The organism is Saccharicrinis aurantiacus (genome assembly GCF_947489045.1).
Taxonomy (GTDB): Bacteria; Bacteroidota; Bacteroidia; order Bacteroidales; family Marinilabiliaceae; genus Saccharicrinis; species Saccharicrinis aurantiacus.
The window spans coordinates 855,291-874,838 of the sequence record NZ_CANLCN010000001.1 but is presented as its reverse complement, the minus strand read 5'-3'; the positions used below and the strand labels follow the sequence as shown (position 1 = coordinate 874,838).

Genomic DNA, 19,548 nt, shown 5'->3' with positions numbered 1-19,548 from the left:
TCAGTAACTTTACTCATCATAAGAAACAAGGTTTTTGTAACTATATATTTAAATGTTAGATACTTAAATATAACAAACACTTTGTTTCTTTTCTCTTAAAATAGAACTTTTCTTACGTCGAATTCACGTTAATATTGATAATACTGAGTCTGTTTATATGGATGAAGATTTTATGCCTGGAAGACCGATTATACAAATAGAGACATTTTTAGAAACAGGAATACAAAAGGAAATTAAATTATATGGTTGGCTGAATGCTCCAATTGAGATTCAAGTGTTTTTAATGGATATTATGAGCAGGTCTTTAAGAGCTAATGCTAAATGAATACAAAACTCAGTATTTGGTTAATGTAAACGACACTACTTATAATTATGGCCAGTCACATGTACAAGGTAAATTGTTCGACTAGGGGGATTGATTTTCTAGAAGGATAAAAAAACATCCTAAAGCCTTATGATTTCATTACGAATGTCTAATTTGAAAAACGTTTAGGGCAGCTCTGAATCAAATTAAATAGTGCGTTTATTTTGGCCCCTAAAAACGCTGTGGAAATATTCACAAGGGGCGTGTGGAAAAATACACAGAAGGCTTGTGTAAAAATGCACACGGGGCTGTGAGGATTTCAACACGGGGCTGTGGAAATATTCACAGGGAGCTGTTCATTTTTACACAGCATATTATACCAAAAACATCTTCAAATGATGCATTTGGTATTAATGAACGAATTACTTGGGGTATTAGATGGTTTAGCAAGGACAGTTCCCTTAAATAGAACTGACAAAAAAAGGCATAAAAAAAAGGGATTTCAACCGTTGTTGAATCCCTTTCTTTTAACCTAAACCCTAATCTATGAAAAAAAACTTCTTATGTCTGTTTTGTGTGGTGAGCTTTAAATAATCGGAACACTTTAGAAGTGTTCCGACTAATAACCTAAACCCTAACCTAATCTATGAAAAACTCTCTTGCTCTTCGTTGTGGATTATTGCAAAGCTTGTGCCAAAAAAACAGAGGGTTTGCGAATTAACCTTTGTTAACTCAATAGTTAAGTTATTGCTAAAAGTGTAAAGTACCTCGTTACTCCTTCGTATCTCGATGAAAGAGTAGAGCGAAACAAGCATTTATCATTTATAACTTAACACTTATAACTAATTATAGTAATCCCAAAAATTATATTTTTCGCCGGTGCTTTGGGTATTGTCACCCAGTTTAATGGATTCGGCTTGCATTTCGGCTTGCATGGTTTTTAGGGTTTCGTGGTATTGAGGCAAAAATGCAAGGTTGGTGGTTTCCCAAGGATCATTAGCTGTATTGAAAAGCAAGGTTACTCGCGAACCTGCCACAAACTGGCCTTTCTTTTTGTGGTAATCGTTGGCTTTTACAAATTCTATTAGCTTAAAATCGCCCTTACGGTATGCGCGCTGATGCTGACGATAGGCATGATAAGTATGATCGCGTACCTGAGCCACTTCGCCATTAATTACAGGTTTTAGGCTCAGTCCGTTTACTGATGCGGGTGCCTGAATGCCAGCCAAATCGCAAGTGGTTGGGTATATATCGTGTATGTAACAGAGGGCATCTGAACGCACGCCACTTTGCTTGGTGGCTCCTCCGGATACGATGAATGGCACATGAATTCCATCCTCATCATATACATTTTGCTTGCCCAACAGTCCGTGACACCCAACGGCCAAACCGCTATCGCCAGAAAGAATGATGATGGTATTGTCATATTCTCCGCTTTCTTTTAGGGCCTGAATTACCTTACCTATTTGGGCATCTAAATGGGTGATGATAGCATAGTAGGCAGCCAAATGTTCGCGTGCCACTTGGGGCGTACGTGGCCAAGGACCAAGTTCTTCATCGCGCAAAAACAGGGCGCCATTGTCGAAGGGGTGCTGTGGCAAATATGATGGCGGCAGTTGAATTTGATCGGTGGGATACATATCTTGATATTTCTTGGGTGCCTGACGCGGATCGTGCGGAGCATGAAAGGCCAAATACATAAAGAACGGCTCTTTATCCTTGTAGTTTTTGATGTAAGTGGCTGCATTACGTGCAAATATTTCGGAGGTATGCGGACCTAGTTCTTCAGTGCCTGTGGGACCACGTTTATCGGTTTTGGCTACCGGGCGACGGGTTTCGTTTCCGTTGGCATCAAACTCTAAAAGGTAGGCATCCTTTTTAGGGAAAGCTCCGGTTTTATCCCAATCCCAAAGTGGCATTCGGTAATGATCGGTAAGGTATACGCCAATGCCCATTACCGTCTGTCCATCATCAAACGAACGCGACAAGGATTCCCTATCCTGATGCCACTTGCCCACCATGTGAGTATGGTAGCCATTGTTTTTAAAGGTTTCGCCAATGGTAATATGTTCTTTGGGCATGGTGTGCCCTTGCCCTTTGAGGGTAAATAACTGACGTCCGCTTAACAACATAGCCCTACTAGGCATGCAGGTTGCTCCTGAAAATGCCCCCATTAAATAGGCGTTTGTAAATACAATACCCGTATTGGCCAATTGATCTATATTGGGTGTTCGCACCGCTTGTCCGCCAAGGGCATGAATTCCGGTATAACGATGGTCGTCGGTATAAATTACCAATACGTTGGGCTTCTTCGTTTTTTTGGCAAATGTATTCATCGCCATAAGGCTGATGATGCAGACTGCGATTAATTTTAAAGTAGGTAGTTTCATTTTGTTCGTTTGTCTTTCTTTTAGAATAGTATTTGCATGTAGCCTTAAGATGGCTTCCTTTGTCGCGATGATGTAAAACCTTAAGCAGGCAGTAAAATAAATAAGCGCCTTGTTATTCCGAGGCACGAAGGAATCTCAAGGCAAAATTCAAATTCGTTACTCATTGAGACTTTAGTTTTCTTCAATAATGATTTCTTCTCTCGCATCTTCACCCTCCAAGGAAAAAGTAATATTTTCTTTTACGATATTTTTGGCATGGCGTGCATATAAACCATAGGCAGGTAATACGCCAAAAAAGCTAAACTCGGGATAACGCTTTTCGTCTTCGGCAATTACAGCTTTTACTTGCTCTGCAGTTCCTCCACCTGGTAGAGTGATGGCGATATTGCTAAGGGTAATATTTTCGACAGAGTGGTTTGGTGTTCCGGTAATAAAAATACCTGCTGGAGGTGTCACTCTTGATTCTTCAATACTACGAGTTACGGCTGTTACGTTACTAATCTGAATATTTTTAATAGAGCCTACTTTTTGCTTTGGAGCATCTCGATAAGTGCGCAAACGCTCGCCTAAGCGAATAAATATTGGCATATCCACATTATTCATTTTAATGTTATCGATAAGGATGTTATCGATATTTGCGCCATCAACACTAAGTATTTTTATACCACCGCCGCGCGTATCGTTTATGGTACAGTTTTTAACCACAATATTTTTGAAATCGCCCATTGATTCGGTACCAAATTTAATAGTACCCCAATCACTTTTTAGTGTACAATTGCTCACAACAACATTACTGGTTGCCACCGGAGATGTGGTTTTAAAACAGATGGCATCGTCGCCACTATCGATATCGCAGTTTTGGATAATGGCATCGCTACTGGAGTCTAAATCAATACCGTCGTTATTTTTGTGTGCATGGCTGTATATTTTAACACCATCCACTAATATATTCTTACTTTGGAAGAAGTGTAAAGTCCATGCAGCAGGCTGGCGTAAGCTGATATCTTTAACTTGAATATTGCTTGATTTTACCAAACGCACCAAAAATGGTCGGTTACTGGCATAAACGCCATACTCACTTTGGTCTACCCCCAAACGTTTCATTGTTTTTTTAATATTCTTTGATAAAAACAATTCTCCTCGCCCATCAATAATTCCCTGACCTGTGATGGCAATATTATTGGCTCCCTCGGCACCCACTAGGCACTTACCACGCACTTGACCCGTGGCATCAGTAAACGGATCAATACTTATGTAATCCATAGGGTTATCGCTACCAATAAGCTGCGCACCTTCTTCAACATGAAGCGTAACATTATCTTTTAGCAAAACGGTACCTGTTATAAAATGGCCGCTAGGTACTATGACTGTTCCTCCGCCATTATTATGGCAATCGTCAATTGCCTGTTGAATGGCTCTTGTGTTAATAGTAGTTTGATCGCTTATGGCACCGTAAGTGGTGATAACGTAGTGCTTATCCGATTGGCACGAAAGCAGAGTTACTGCCAACAGCATTGATACAATATAAAGTAGATTTTTCATGTGTTTTTATATTAGAATTTAAATTATACCTGATATAGTAAGGATAGAACTCGCACCAATATGAAGCCATAGAACTTATTGATACCTAGAGGTGCGAATCTGTGAATGATTTTCTATTCTAAAGTAGCGAACCAATCTTCGGCGAGCTTTGTCCAGTGTGGTGCTCCTTCTCTACTTAGGCCCATGCTATAACCATGTCCACCTGTTGGAAATAAATGCATGGTTGCACTTACCTTATGTTTCACTAATGCCTGATACATTCTGATGGAGTTTTCTACTGGCACTGCTTTATCATCGGCAGAGTGCACCATGAAAGTAGGCGGCGTATCATTGGTAACTTGCAATTCGTTAGAGAACTCCTCTACCAATTCAGGAGATGGGTTTTTACCTAGTAAATTCTTCTTTGAGCCCTTATGTGTTAAACCTTCTTGCATGCTGATAACCGGGTAGATGAGCATCATAAAATCAGGGCGTGCACTTAATGCATCAATAGAATCCTTTCTATCATAAATAGGCATCTCGTAATGGGTACCAATGCTTGAAGCCAAGTGACCTCCTGCCGACGAACCAATTACCCCTACTTTATTGGCATCAACATGATACTTAGCTGCATTGCTTCGTATCCAACGCATGGCACGCTGCGCATCTTGCAAAGGGGCTTTATAAGGAGTTACGATAGAAGCAGCTTCGGGCAATCTATAACGCAATACAAATGCAGCTATACCCCTACTATTTAACCACTTTGCATAATCCGTTCCTTCCCAATCATAGGCTAAACCACGGTATCCTCCTCCCGGACATATTAACACAGCCATGCCATTGGCATTTTTCTGTGTAGGAATGAAAGGTTGAATTGAAGGTGTTTGTATCTTCTCAATCCACAGTATATCGCGTTCAGGAATTATTTCCTTTTCCTTCGACTTCTGATAATTTGGCAATTCTTTTATATCCCAAAGCGGAATTTGTTCTTGTGCCATACTGCTCATTGTTAGTAATACTACAATAGCTGCAATAAGTGTTCTTTGTTTCATGTGTACTATAGGTTTACTGTAATGGTATCTGTATATCCACCAGTGGCTTCAATTACTTCACCTTTATAATATAATTTTACGTTTATTTTACTTTGCGTATTAAAATAGTTGCCCTCAAATTTAGTGCTAATATTTACCTTATTACCATTAGCAATTGCTTTATAGTGCACCATTGCGTATTCTTTATTCTTATAAGCAAAACCTTCACCAGCATCGGTATATAGTTTTCCCTTTGCTTTTCCTGATTCATCTAAATTAACCAATAGGGTAATTTCATCTGTTGAATAATCAACTGTACTTTGTGCCAGGTTGCAAAGCGGAACAATAGCCCCAGGGCGCAATAAAACATCTGCTTGGTATTTGTCATCTGCACTATTTTCTCCATCGATGGAAACTATCTTCCAATCGCCTTTGGGCAGATGGGGATTTTTTGACCACTTTGGAACAATAATTAAATCGGCCCCTATCATAAAAGCTTCTTGCTCCTTTCTTAAGGAAAGATCTTCATCATCGGCCATAAAAACAGGACGCATAACAGGGGTACCAATGACTGATGCCTCTTGAAACAAAGTATAATAATACGGTAATAATCGGTATCTACGATTGATAGATGTACGACATGATTCTTCAACCTTTTTACCAAAAGCCCAAGGCTCGTGCGGCTTACTACCATTGATAGAATGTGCACGTGAAAAAGGAAAGAAAGCCCCAATGGCCATCCAATGTGCAAACAGATTGGGAGTTGCATTGCCCTCGAAACCACCAATATCAGGACCATTAAAAGGCTGACCCGATAAACTTAGGTTGATGCTCATGGGTATAGACATTTTTAAATGTGCCCATGTAGAGGCATTATCGCCAGTCCATGTGGCTGCATAACGCTGACCACCGATATAATTAGATCGGGTTAAAACAAAAGGTCTTTTCTCTGGATTGGCCTTAAGAATTCCTTCGCGGGAAGCCTTCACCATCAAATAACCATATACATTATGATATCGCAAATGCGAACTGGCAGGCAATAGCTCACCCCCTCTATGTTTATTATCCGAAGGCATAGTCATGTCGGTAAGGCCATTCATCACCGCCTCGTTCTCTTCTGTATTTTCAAAAACTGCCGGCTCGTTCATATCGTTCCAAACACCATCAATACCGGTAGCCATAAATGGCTTATATAAGTTAGCCCACCACTGGTTGACTTCTTCGTTGGTAAAATCGGGAAAAACACAATCGCCTGGCCAAACACGGCCAACAAAATCCTCATCGTCGGCAGTTTGAACCCACACTTTATTTTTAGTACCTGAATCGTAAACATGGTAACCCTTTTCTTTTTTCACGCCAGGGTCAATCATCCATATCGATTTAAAATCTTTCTGATGCAGATAAGCATTGGTCTTTTCGGGGTTAGGAAAGTCTTTTTCTGAGAACGTAAACACACGGTTGCCATCCATATAATGAATATCCATCCAAATTACATCGCAAGGGATATTCTTTATTCTGAAGGTATCCGCAACTTCAGCCACTCTAGTGTCGGGAAAATAAGACCATCTACATTGTTGGTAACCCAAACTCCAAAGAGGAGGCATTTCCATTTTTCCTGTTAGCTGAGCCAATTCCTTAAGTACTTCAGTAGTATTTTCTTTTTCAATGATAATTACACGGAATGGTTTAGAGTCGGCTGTAAAGGTGATTCCATCTTTCAAAGATAAATTTTGTCGCCAGGTATTGTCGGCCAAAACACCAAAAGCAGAGCCATCTTTTCGAACTCCTAATACCCAAGGATGCGACTGATATAGGCGCTTTCCATCATCGAGCTTATAGGTAAAGTTATCCGTATTCCATAGGCTTATTTCGGTATTGTTTCTGAGTAAATTGCCGGTTACTTCGCCTGTTCCATACAAGCTAGCATCTCCGGTATTAATATGGGCAATACTTTTCCCGTCTAAAACAGAGAACTCTACCTTTAATTTCCAACCGTGCCCTAATTGATCTACTTTTTGAGGTTCATCAATAAGCGCTAAAGAAGGCAGATGGTCTTCTCCACTGAAACCTTCGGGATAAAAGATGGCGATATTATCTCCAATTAAATACGACTGATTTTTAGTTTCCATACACGATGTAAAAAGCAAGGTTATGGGTAAAACTAGCATGGCTTGCCTTACCGCAGTTTTTAATGTTGATGTGTTCATTGAATTTCATATTAGTACGTTTCAATGTTCAATCTCTTCTTTTTATTGGCCTTATGCAAACTATATAAATATAAAATAGCCTTTCTAATTGGATTTAAACAAAATACAGTCCTGTGACATATAAAATATATAGACGCAGAAACTGAGTTCTAAAGCCTTATTTTATCTTTTTCCCATTTAAATAACAATTACTAATATTGCTATTACTTACATCATCTAAAACAAATGGTTTCCGGGCATCAGCATCAACAACCGTTAAATGAAAATTATCCACTAGCACATTCTCCATATGTCGTAAATAAACCCCTGATGCAGGTAATGTACCTACTAAGTGAAACTCGGGCCACCAACCCTCTAAGGTTTCTACAGTGTATTCTTTGATGCTTTTCTTACTATCTTCTTTTGTTCCTCCACCCGATACAAAAAACTGAACATCCTTAATGATGATATTTTGGATGTTATGTCCGGGCATTCCGGTTAAAAAGAAAGCTGAATTCTTATCCAATTCAGTATTATCAGCAATGATATTCTGAAAGGTAAAATTCTTCATTTCTTTCATAGGATACATTTCATCAGGAGCATCAACACAGGCTTTTTGTTGGGCAAAGGTCATGAAAACAGGACGCGGTACATTTTTCATCACCAAGTTGGAGAAAACCATATTCTTCATGGTGCCCCCTTCGTTTACTTGGATTTTTAGGCCCGAATCTTTTATGTTTTTAAAGGTACAATTGGTCACGGTCACCGATTCAAAATCGCCACGAGATAATAAACCAATGCGCATACCCGCCCATTTACTCTCGAAAATACAATTGGTAATTACTACATCTTTACAAGGTTTATCTTGCATAGACGCTTGTAGGCAAATAGAATCATCACTGGTATCGAATGATGAATTGGACACACGCACATTAGTGCAGCCATCAAAATCGAGGCCATCGCCATTGCCATTTACTCTGCTTCTGATTTTTATGCCATCAACTACTATCTCATTACAATAAAGCCATGCTGAAACCCATGCCGCTGGGTTTAATATGGTAATGTCGCGCATGTGAATTTTATCGCAATTTTTAAAGCGCATCAACATCGGGCGCCCTCCTTTTTTACGGGTGAAATTTTTCATATAACCATTCCCATCAATAATACCGTAACCTTCGAAGGCAAATGACTTGGCATCCTCGGCATAAATAAAACAACGATCCATATGAGGCTCGTTTTTATACATGTTTTTGTGTGTGTTATTGGGGTAATCTTTATAATCAGGACTTGCCAATAAAGTTCCGCCATTTTCGATGTGTAGCGTTACAAAATCTTTCATATAAATAGTACCTGAAAGAACTATTTTACCAGATGGGATGATTACTTTACCTCCCCCATTTTGGGTAGCGGCGTTGATGGCATTTTGTACTGCTTCGGTATCAAGAGATACACCATCGGCTTTAGCCCCAAAATCACGCACATCAAAATCTTTTGCCGCACTAATTTGCGCGACTAATAACATGGCAAAGGCTATACAAAGTGTTTTAAAGGTGAATCGATTTTTCATAATTCTGTATTGGTTTTTATCATCATGTTCGAAAGTAGTAATTCTGAGGTTGCGAAGTGGGTTAATGGAGGGGTAAAAAATGGGTGAAAATGAATCTATCCCCTGTTTTTGGATGGTTTAACGCACAATAGTCATTAGAAACGCATCATTTATAAATGATCTGAACCAACAACTTCATATCAAACTCAGCTTGATAAGTATTGTTACAAGCACAAAAAAACTCTCACCCTATAAAGGAATGAGAGTTTCTAAACTTATTTCTGAAAATTGTACTGAATATTACTCTGTCATTAATAACCAATTCAGATTAACTGCCTTGGTATTACCCCAATCAGATTTAAATACTACCACAAGGTTATGAATACCTGTGATGTCTTCTTTTACATCAGCTTCAATGGTTTCCCAAGTATTCCAACCACCAGTATAGTTAATAGGGAACTCAGCCACTAATTTACCCTTTGGGTTATTTAGTCGCACCTCAAAGCTTCCCATTCTCTGACCACTAGCAACGCGCGCTTTTATTTTTTTAGCACCATCAAATTTCACTCTATCAAAACGCACAAAGCTATTCATACGTGTATCGCAAACCATCCATCCTGTTGGTTCGTTTCCACCTACAAATGTTGTGTTGGCACCACTAATATCATTGTACCTATCCACTTGAATGGTATCATTCACTTGTGGCGTTCCGATACCACGTAAAGTTGGCTTTACACGTTTGATGCTTCCATCTTTTTTAAACTCCATATAATCGGCACGCATAGAACGCAACTTGCTAAATCCACTAATATCCCACGAGTGGTAAAATAATATCCATTGTCCTTCGTATTCAACTACAGAATGGTGGTTGGTTCCATTATAGATGTTATCCATAATTTTACCCCCATAAATATAAGGTCCCATTGGATTGTCAGAAGTGGCATAGCCAATTGTATAACCCTCATCGGCAAATACGTGTGCAAAAGTTAAGTAGTACGTACCATCTTTTTGAAATGGGAAAGAACCTTCTTTGTATCCTGCAGGTAAACCTTCAATTAAAATTGGTTCAGCAGTAATTTCGCTCATGTTATCAGCCAAGGGAGCTACATATAACTCATGTCCTCCCCCAAAGAAAAGATAAGCATCGTTTTTATCGTCTACTAACAAACCTGGATCGATACCAGAAACGCCTTCGATAAAGTTCTTATTCCATTTAAACGGACCGAGTGGATTATCAGAAACCCCTACACCAATTCTTCTAAAAGCTTTATCTTTTTTTGGTTTGGCCGGATAATAGTAATAATACTTTCCGTCCTTTTCGATACAATCAGGTGCCCACATGGCATATGTATCTTTCTCGCCCCAAGGCACATCATTCTCTTTTAATATCCAACCATGATCTTTCCAAGTGGCACCATTTTCGAGCGTAAAAGCATGGTATCCTGGCATACAGAAACGCGGAAATTCTTCTTCGCGCCCAGCAGGGGGATAAGTATCACTTGAAGGATAAACATATAACTTTCCATCGAATACACGCGCTGTGGGATCAGCTGTAAACATGTGTGTAACTAATGGGTTTTGCGCATACAATGTTCCTGTTATTATGAACAACGCGAATAAGATTCTTCTCATACCTTGTTTATTTTATGTGTTTTTGTTTCTCACAAATCTAAGCTACAGTTCACCTATCCTGCGGAAATAATTAGAATTGATAAAGGGGATATAATTTAAACTTACTCAATAGCACTAGTTAAAATGAGTTCTAATTTTGTGTTGGTTCTACTTTTACCTTCGGCCTTAAATACCGCAATAAAATACGGAGAGTTATTAGTATTCTTCTTTATAAATGATGTTAAGCTTTCCCTATTGGTGAAAAATTCGATGGTAGAACTTACGCCAATATCGTGATTAGAAAAAAACAGCAATTGATTTGTATTAGCTGGACCAGGTATATTGGAAACCACGGCATATTCCTCGGTTAAGCCCGATGAGTTTAGATAAAACGAGGTATCAGCTAATTGTGGGTGCCCCTTTAAAAACAAAGAATCATTACTGATTCTGAAGTATTTATTGCTCTGATTGAAAAAGTGGATAAAGTGATTGTTATTTTTAGTAGGTCCCACATAAATAGCATTCTCCTGCTTAATATCGGCAATAGAGCTTTGTGATATAAACTTTATACTAGGCGAAGTATTAAACTGCTGAAAAACTTGTTCAATACGCTGAGTAGCAATTACAGCCATACCCGTAGTATAAGTATAGTTTGCTGGCTTTGTATTAGTTTTAAGCTCTTCACTCTTCTGACTTAGAGCATAATAATCGCTCAAGCTATTTACGGTGTAGTCTCTATTCCAGCCATAATTCCCCGTTGCTGTATTTCCCATAATGCCAAATATATCTCCAATATATAAACTTGTGGGCTTTTCAATATACGAGCCCCAAATTGCATCCTTTTTAGGGGGTAAATTCGATACCAAAAATGCCACTAGCATTATTAAAATAAGACCATACGGAACAACATTTTTCAACTTAATTTTAGAATAGAATGATTTAATCGGTGGCCTTTTTGTAAAATGAAGATTGTATTGTCCTTTTTCGATTGAAACAATATGAGCGTCTTCCTTACCTTCTACTTGGTAATATTCGTTCAGCTTTTTTCTTAGATTATAGATATTCACCCTAACCCTAGGCGAAGACTTATCACTATCGGCATTACTCTTAAAAAACTCTACATCGATAATACTTTCTTTTAAAACTATTTCATTAATCGATGCATCGCACAAATATTGTAGCAAAGAATTACTGGTAGTTGCCTTCGAAAAGGTTTTACTATTACGAATGGATGATATTAATAATTGCTTCTTTTCGTTATTGATATTCATATATAGATTACGGATAAACAAGTCTTTACGCAAAACTTTAACGGTTATAGGTACCGTTAAAACGCTGTTAAAGTTATTAAATAATGTATAAATCTATTGTTTTGTGTATTCAATATTTAATATCAATACAACAAAATAAAGACTTATGAATAAATATTCTCTTGCTACATTTCTACTTAGCATTGGCATGATACTTCAAGCACAAATTAAAGAACTTAGCGATGATGGAACCTGGTGTTGGTTCTCAGCACCCGGAGCTGTATATCATCACAATGGTCTACCACAAATAGTAACTGGTTGGGTAAAAGCCGATGGCTCAATAGAAGCTGCTGTACTTAATTATGAAAGTGATGAAATAAGCACCCAAATAGTAAGCCCTAAATTGGATAAAGACGACCATGCTAATCCCGGATTTGTAGAGTTAGAGAATAACGAGGTGCTAATGATGTATACCAAGCATTTTGATGAAGGGGTACGTTCGCACCGTTTAAATGCAAATGCTAAAAAGGCTACTTTTTCAGAGCTTCAAATGATTGAAGTATTTAACGAAGCCCAATTTAAACGCTACCCTAAAAAAGGTATTACCTATGCAAACCCAATTTCATTAAGTGACGAGAATGGCCGCTTGTTTGTATTTGGTCGATGGACAGGCTATAAGCCTAATATGCTATGGAGTGATGATAATGGTAGAACTTACAATGATGCACAAGTATACATAACCAATAAACCATTTGACGATGTAAACCGCCCTTATGTAAAATACTATTCAGATGGAAAATCTAAAATCCATATAATTTTTACTGATGGACACCCAAGAAAGGAACCTACTAATTCTGTTTATTATGCCTATTATGAAAAGGGTGCCTTTTGGCGAGTTGATGGATCAAAAATATGCGATCTTGAAAACATACCTTTTGAGCCCAAAGAAGCCTCTGTAATATATAAAGCCACTAAAGAATCGGGCCGAGCTTGGGTATATGATGTTACCCAAGATAAAAAAGGAAATCCGGTGGTTTTATATGCCAGATATCCAAAAGAATCGGAACACTTATACCACTATGCCAAATATGAAAAAGGCAAATGGATAGATCATAAAATATGTAACTCTGGCAAATGGTTTCCACAAACTCCTAATGGCAAAAAGGAGCGTGAACCGCATTACTCCGCCGGCTTAACCTTTCATCCCTCAAAATCCAATACTATTTATTTATCGCGCGATATTAATGGGGTATTTGAAATAGAAAAGCGAGTGACCAAAGATAAAGGCAATTCGTGGGACATTACGCCCATCACATCAAACTCTAAATACGACAATGTGCGCCCAATTGTACCCAAAAATCCGGAAAAAAGAGATAAAACGGTAGTGCTATGGATGGAGAACGAAAAATACATTCATTACTCAGATTACAAAACCCGCGTTAAGTATATGGTTGAAAACAAATAACAAGCATTCACAAAATCTATATAATTCATAAAGAATCTGAAATATGAACTTACTAAAAACAATTGCCCTAATTATTGTACTGAGTTTACCTTCTGTTGGCTATGCTCAAAAAATCAAAGCCAAACGCGTTAAAAAGGACATGCAAACGGTTGCCGATTGGCAGATAACGCATTTTAGAGACACCTTTAGCATGAAGCACAACAAACCCCACCATATTGCCGATTGGACCAATGCAGCTTTATATGTGGGCATGGTAAAGTGGGCAGAAATGGCCGATAGCGACAAATATTATCAATGGCTAAAAGGCGTTGGCGAAGAGCAAAAATGGAAACTACATTGGCGTAAATACCATGCCGATGACCATGCGGTAGCTCAAATGTATATTGAGCTTTTCAGAAAGTATGGCGATTCAACAATGATAAAACCAAGTATTAAAGGGATGGACTACATTATTAATAACCCAAGTACACAACCCATTACATTAGACAACTACAAACATTTAGAGCGATGGACATGGTGCGATGCACTATTTATGGCTCCTCCGGTATTGGCAAAATTGGCTAACATAACGGGCGATGAAAAATATACTGACTTCATGCTAAAAGAGTTTAAGGCTACAACAGCGCATTTATACGATGCAGACGAAGATTTATATTATCGAGATAACTCTTACATCGGTAAATTAGATCAAGGTCATAAAACCTTTTGGTCGCGCGGTAATGGATGGGTTTTTGGAGGCTTAACCATTATAATGGAAGAATATCCGAAAGACTCTAAAGAGTATGCTTACTTTTTAGATATCTACAAAAAAATGGCTGAAAAGTTAATAGAAATACAAACTCCAAAAGGGCATTGGGCTATGAGCTTACTGGCTGCAGATTTATATCCAACTCCTGAAGCAAGCGGAACGGCGTTCTTCACCTTTGGTCTGGCTTGGGGAATAAACAATGGCATCCTCAATAGAGAAACATACGAGCCGGCTGTAAAAAAAGGATGGAATGCCCTCACTAGCTACATTACAACAGATGGCATGCTCGGATATGTACAACCCATTGGCGCAGCTCCTGGTAAAGCCTGGCCCGATAAAACAGAAGTGTATGGTACCGGTGCCTTTTTAGCTGCAGGTAGCGAAGTTTACAAAATGTATAGCAAATAGATTTCTTAGAGAAAAGCTTTTATTTATGCCCTTTGTAATTAACAATCATCTGTTATTGCAAAGGGGCATTTGTTGATACAAACATAAGTTCGGCGCCAATGTTTGAACCTTTGTTGATACAAACACGTCTTTGGCGCCAATGTTTGAGCCTTTGTTGGTACAAACACGACTTGGGCGGCGATGTTTGAGTGTTTGTTGATGCAAACACAGCTCTGGCGTCAATGTTTGAACCTTTGTTGGTGCAAACATTGTATTACCCCGTCAATCCCATTAATAATTATAATATCCCCCCTATTTTACCAATAATACCAAATCTCTAATCATCATAATAAGTATAAATTAGCATACGTAAATAAACTACTCATACTACTTTATGAAACGGATTTCATTATTCTTAATAATATCCTTAGTTACCGTATTTTCCCAGGGGCAAAAATTACCCTCATTTGCTGCAGGCGACAAAGTCTGTTTTATTGGCAATAGCATAACTCAAGATGGCAGGTACCATATGTTATTCCAGTCCTATTATGCTACCCGATTTCCTGGTGTAGAAGTCGAATTCTACAATTGCGGAATTGCTGGCGATGTAGCAACAGGAATGATCAATAGATTTGAATCGGATATTTGGATACACAAACCCACCAAAGCCTTTTTAATGACAGGCATGAACGATGTAATGCAATATTTATATGAACCATCTGCCATAGTAGACTCCTTGAATTTAGCTCGCCGAGAGCAGGCATTGCAAGCCTACATTAATAATACCGAAACACTCGCCTCGATGCTTAAAAACAAAGGTGTAGAAACAATATTCATCACACCTTCCATTTACGATCAAACTTCAAAAATATCGCAAAGTAATAATTTTGGGGTTAACGATGCCCTAAAACAATATTCAGCACATATTAAACAATTGGCAAAGAAACACAATGCAACAGTGGTTGATTTCAATAACATGATGGAAACCATTAATCTAAAAGGCCAACAAAACGATAGTTTATTTACTATTGTTGGGCACGATAGGGTTCACCCTGGTGATGTTGGGCATTTTATTATGGCCTATGAGTTGATTAAAACAGTACTGCCACAACAAGCTCTTTCAAAAATTGTAATTGATGGTAAAAAAGGAAGAATACAAGCAAATAATAATGCAACAGTTGAATGCAAAAAAACGCGAAAAGAGATTAGTTTAAACGTAAAAAACGTGTCACTACCCTTCCCTATTTTTAAACAATATTCACAAGCTTTAAACTGGATACCTTTTCTGGATGAACTAAACCAAGAACTATTAACCATATCCAACCTTAAGCAAGGAAATTACACACTAGATATCGATGGTATTTATATTGGGACTTTCTCATCTGATGAACTAAAAAATGGAATTAACCTTGCTACAAATGAGAATACACCACAATACAAGCAAGCCTCTAAGGTTTTAAAATTATGCACACAATATCATAAAACAATGGGTAAACTCAGAACTCTGGCTTTTATCGATTATCGTATGTTAAACGAATACACAGGCCCAAATACGGCAAAGAGAAAACAATCTTATCTGCAAGCTAAACTCGATGCCGATATTGGTAAAAGTTGGCATGCTTGGAATACAAAAAATGTAAATAGATATTTTGAATTATTACCCCAAAAAGAAGCCTTAATAAATGAAGTTAACGAACTAAGAAACCAAATATACAAAAGTAACTTACCGCTCAAACACAATTATGTAATAAAGGCACAATAAGCCCAACATCGGGTACAGACTAGTGAATTAGCATTACTTTGTCTAGTTACTACGATATTCACCCCCTGTTAATGCACGTAAAAATGTAGCATCTGTGCAGACACATTTTAATACATTTGATACAAGAAATCAAAGTACTTTATATGAAAATAATCACAGCAAAAAAAGCAACCAGCTAAGTTGTGAACTAATAAAACTTAATTATAAGAACATGAATAAAATTACTTTATTATTCGGTGTTTTCTTGCTATCAATTACCTTGAATGCACAAAAAGACAAACAACCCAACGTATTAATTATTCTATCCGACGACCAAGGTTGGGGCGATGTTGGCTTTAATGGCTGCACCGATATTCCAACACCTAACTTAGATCAGCTCGCAGCTGATGGAGTAATATTCTCGCAAGGATATGCTGCCCACCCATATTGTAGCCCAAGTAGAGCCGGTTTGCTTTCTGGTAGAAACCAACAACGATTTGGTCACGAAAACAATTTACCATATACCGATGCAGATGCGGATGATGGTTTTCCTCTAACACAATTGATGATGTCGGAGTTGTTAAGCGATTACGATTTTCAAACTTGCGCTATTGGTAAATGGCATCTTGGTGACTCCATAAGCCTTTGGCCCGACAAACGTGGTTTCGACGACTGGTATGGTTTCTGGGGTGGCGGAATGAACTATTGGGGAAAACCAAAACACAACGACCCCTACCACGGTGTACTGCGTAACGGTGTGCCTGTACCACTGGATGAGATTACTTACCTAACCGACGATTTCACTAACGAAGCCGTAAACTACATAGATGGCTATGTGAAAAAGGACAAACCATTTTTTATGTACCTAGCGTATAATGCGCCTCACACACCCATTCAGGTTACCAACGAATATACCAAAGCCGTAAGCCATATTGAAGATGGGGAACGAGCTGCATACGGTGCCATGGTTTATGCAATGGATCAAGGTATTGGTAAAGTCATCCAAAAGTTAAAAGACGAAGGAGAATACGAAAATACTTTAATATTCTTTTACAGTGATAATGGTGGAACACGCTATAGAGCGAGTAACGCTCCCTATAGAGGATATAAAGGGATGCTCTTTGAAGGTGGTATTAGAGTGCCATTTATTATGGCCTACCCTGGACACCTAAAAGGAGGAAAGACTTACCACAAAATGGTTTCTGCTTTGGATATTTACCCAACTATTTTAGCCGCTACAGGATTAAAACACCCCGAGCCTGAAACACTAGCTGGAGTAGATATTATGCCTTTTGTTAAAGGAAAGAAAAAAGGAGAACCACATACCGATTTATACTGGCGATACTCTGATGGTGCAGGTTATGCCATGCGTTTAGGAAAGTATAAAATGGTAATGTCTGGGTTTAAAAAAGATTTCTTTTTATTTGATATGGAACAAGATCCATACGAGCACACAAACATAGCTTCAGAAATGCCTGAAAAATTAGCAGAAATGAAGCAACTCTATGCCAAATGGGATAAGGGTAACATAAAAGCCTTGTGGCAAGATCCTCACGCTGCTAATTTATCTAAAGAAGAAGGTGGTAGACAAAAAGCTCTTGATAGAGCAACAAGTGGAGAAAAGTCAAACAAATAAAAATATAGAAACATGTTAAGAAATATATTCACCATATGCATACTAACCTTAATGCTTGCAGTGCAAGCTCAAAAGGATGAACGCCCAAATGTAATATTCATACTTACCGACGATCAACAAGTGGGTTTATTGGGCGTTGAAGGAAACGAATTAATTCAAACACCCAACCTGGATAAACTGGCCAACGAAGGCGTACGTTTTACCAATGGCCATGTATCAACAGCCATTTGTACACCTAGCCGTATTTGTATGCTCTTAAGCCAATACGAACGTAAGCATGGTGTAAACTTTAATTCAGGTACATCTGTAGCACCTGAAGCTTGGGCACAATCGTACCCAGTGGTAATGCGTAACAATGGTTATTATACGGGTTATGTGGGTAAAAATCATTCGCCTATTGGCAAAGGTGGTTACGCAAGCGGACTAATGGAAAAATCATTCGATTATTGGTATGCAGGTCATGGTCACTTGAGTTTTTATCCTAAAAAGCGTCACGAAATTTTTGAGGATGCTTACCACAATACTCAGGTAGAAATTATGCAAGAAGGTGTGAACGATTTTATGAGTAACGAGCACCGATTGGGTGGTGCATTACACTTTATTGATGAGCGCCCAAAAGACAAACCTTTCTTATTAAACATTTGCTTTAACCTACCGCATGGCGCCAGCACAGGAACCATGAAGTTGCTAAAAGGGGATTCTGTTATTTATCGCGATTTATATCGTGATATAGAAATACCAACGCCTGAAAATTATATTGCTAAAGCAGATATCAAAGAACCTAAATTGCCAGCTTCTATACATAGAGCATCCGACCGACAAGCGGGATACGACTATGTAGATACTCCTAAGAAAAACAAAGAGCGCATTATTCGCCAAATGCAGGCCATGACAGGCATCGATGGCTTAGTTGGTAACCTTCGTCAGGTTCTAAAAGAAAAAGGTTTAGATAAAAATACCATCATTGTATTTACTTCTGATCATGGTTTATTTATGGGCGAACAAGGCATGGGTGGTAAAGCCCTTTGTTACGAGGCTTGCACCAATGTTCCTATGATTATCTATAATCCTTTAGATAAAAAGAAAAGCAGAAAACGTGTTAGTGATGAATTGATATTAACCATCGATTTGGCACCTACCATATTAAGCTATGCGGGTATCGAAGCTCCAAAAGAATTTCAAGGTAAAGATGTTTCAGGAATAGTTTCTGGCACAAAAGATAAAGTACGCGACTATTTATTTACCGAAAACATGTGGTCTACACAATTCGGTAACCCACGTTGCGAATCAATTCAAAACAAAGAGTGGAAATACATCCGATATTATAAAAACGAGAACTTATCAGCAGCCACTAAAATTGCAGCTGCAAAACAGCTAGGTATTCCCGTTAATAAAATGTTGTATTCAGTGCACGATCCGGATATTGCGCTTTACCGCAGCTTTGTTGAAGGGCCATTGAATGGTGAAAAAGCCGTATACGAGGAGTTGTATCACTTATCAGAAGATCCTAAGGAAGTACATAATTTAGCAAGTAAAAAAGAACATGCTGAAATATTGGAAACACTCAGAGCCGAGTGGAAAATTGCCATTAAAGAAGCGCGTGGTGAAGGGAAACCCAAAGTATTACGCTATACAGCAGATAGCATGATGGAACAATTTGGAACCGTAAAAAATCATTAAGGTGTTACATATTAAAAGAATATAATAAAAAGCAGGCTCTCACATTGGAACT

At 38.4% G+C, this 19,548-nt stretch carries 13 protein-coding genes; 6 read left to right on the top strand and 7 right to left on the bottom strand.

Annotated elements, in window-relative coordinates:
• Nucleotides 1–157 precede the first annotated feature (157 nt).
• Entirely contained in the window at nucleotides 158–325 is a 168-nt protein-coding gene (locus QMO11_RS03195; protein WP_282036007.1) for a hypothetical protein, read from the top strand.
• 821 nt (nucleotides 326–1,146) lie between these two features.
• Here QMO11_RS03195 and QMO11_RS03190 read toward each other — a convergent pair.
• The 7 genes from QMO11_RS03190 to QMO11_RS03160 all read right to left on the bottom strand — a co-directional run bounded on the left by QMO11_RS03190 (nucleotide 1,147) and on the right by QMO11_RS03160 (nucleotide 11,860).
• Complete coding sequence (locus tag QMO11_RS03190) at nucleotides 1,147–2,694, bottom strand: sulfatase family protein (RefSeq protein ID WP_282036006.1); 1,548 nt, start codon at nucleotides 2,692–2,694, stop codon at nucleotides 1,147–1,149.
• Nucleotides 2,695–2,865: 171 nt separating this feature from the next.
• Nucleotides 2,866–4,236, bottom strand: coding sequence for a glycoside hydrolase family 28 protein (locus QMO11_RS03185; protein WP_282036005.1), 1,371 nt, complete (start codon nucleotides 4,234–4,236; stop codon nucleotides 2,866–2,868).
• A 113-nt stretch (nucleotides 4,237–4,349) separates the two neighbouring features.
• Nucleotides 4,350–5,267, bottom strand: coding sequence for an alpha/beta hydrolase (locus tag QMO11_RS03180; RefSeq protein ID WP_282036004.1), 918 nt, complete (start codon nucleotides 5,265–5,267; stop codon nucleotides 4,350–4,352).
• Between the two features lie 5 nt (nucleotides 5,268–5,272).
• Nucleotides 5,273–7,453, bottom strand: a complete 2,181-nt coding sequence (locus QMO11_RS03175) for a TIM-barrel domain-containing protein (protein WP_282036003.1) — start codon at nucleotides 7,451–7,453, stop codon at nucleotides 5,273–5,275.
• 157 nt (nucleotides 7,454–7,610) lie between these two features.
• A complete protein-coding gene (locus tag QMO11_RS03170) occupies nucleotides 7,611–8,999 on the bottom strand; it encodes a glycoside hydrolase family 28 protein (RefSeq protein WP_282036002.1) in 1,389 nt (462 codons plus the stop codon).
• Between the two features lie 279 nt (nucleotides 9,000–9,278).
• Nucleotides 9,279–10,610, bottom strand: coding sequence for a family 43 glycosylhydrolase (locus QMO11_RS03165; RefSeq protein ID WP_075602806.1), 1,332 nt, complete (start codon nucleotides 10,608–10,610; stop codon nucleotides 9,279–9,281).
• 101 nt (nucleotides 10,611–10,711) lie between these two features.
• Nucleotides 10,712–11,860, bottom strand: coding sequence for a helix-turn-helix domain-containing protein (locus QMO11_RS03160; protein ID WP_282036001.1), 1,149 nt, complete (start codon nucleotides 11,858–11,860; stop codon nucleotides 10,712–10,714).
• Between the two features lie 145 nt (nucleotides 11,861–12,005).
• On the opposite strand from QMO11_RS03160, the gene QMO11_RS03155 reads away from it, so the two are divergent.
• The 5 genes from QMO11_RS03155 (at nucleotide 12,006) to QMO11_RS03135 (ending at nucleotide 19,496) form a co-directional block, all read left to right on the top strand.
• The gene (locus QMO11_RS03155; protein ID WP_282036000.1) at nucleotides 12,006–13,304 is read left to right on the top strand and encodes a BNR-4 repeat-containing protein; all 1,299 of its coding nucleotides are present in this window, start codon (nucleotides 12,006–12,008) and stop codon (nucleotides 13,302–13,304) included.
• 43 nt (nucleotides 13,305–13,347) lie between these two features.
• On the top strand, nucleotides 13,348–14,460 hold the full coding sequence (locus QMO11_RS03150; protein ID WP_282035999.1) for a glycoside hydrolase family 88/105 protein: 1,113 nt from the start codon (nucleotides 13,348–13,350) through the stop codon (nucleotides 14,458–14,460).
• A gap of 373 nt (nucleotides 14,461–14,833) precedes the next feature.
• Nucleotides 14,834–16,201: an SGNH/GDSL hydrolase family protein gene (locus tag QMO11_RS03145; RefSeq protein WP_282035998.1), complete on the top strand. Its 1,368-nt coding sequence runs from the start codon at nucleotides 14,834–14,836 to the stop codon at nucleotides 16,199–16,201.
• 211 nt (nucleotides 16,202–16,412) lie between these two features.
• A complete protein-coding gene (locus QMO11_RS03140) occupies nucleotides 16,413–17,816 on the top strand; it encodes a sulfatase family protein (RefSeq protein WP_282035997.1) in 1,404 nt (467 codons plus the stop codon).
• A gap of 12 nt (nucleotides 17,817–17,828) precedes the next feature.
• Nucleotides 17,829–19,496: a sulfatase-like hydrolase/transferase gene (locus QMO11_RS03135; protein WP_282035996.1), complete on the top strand. Its 1,668-nt coding sequence runs from the start codon at nucleotides 17,829–17,831 to the stop codon at nucleotides 19,494–19,496.
• Nucleotides 19,497–19,548 lie beyond the last annotated feature (52 nt).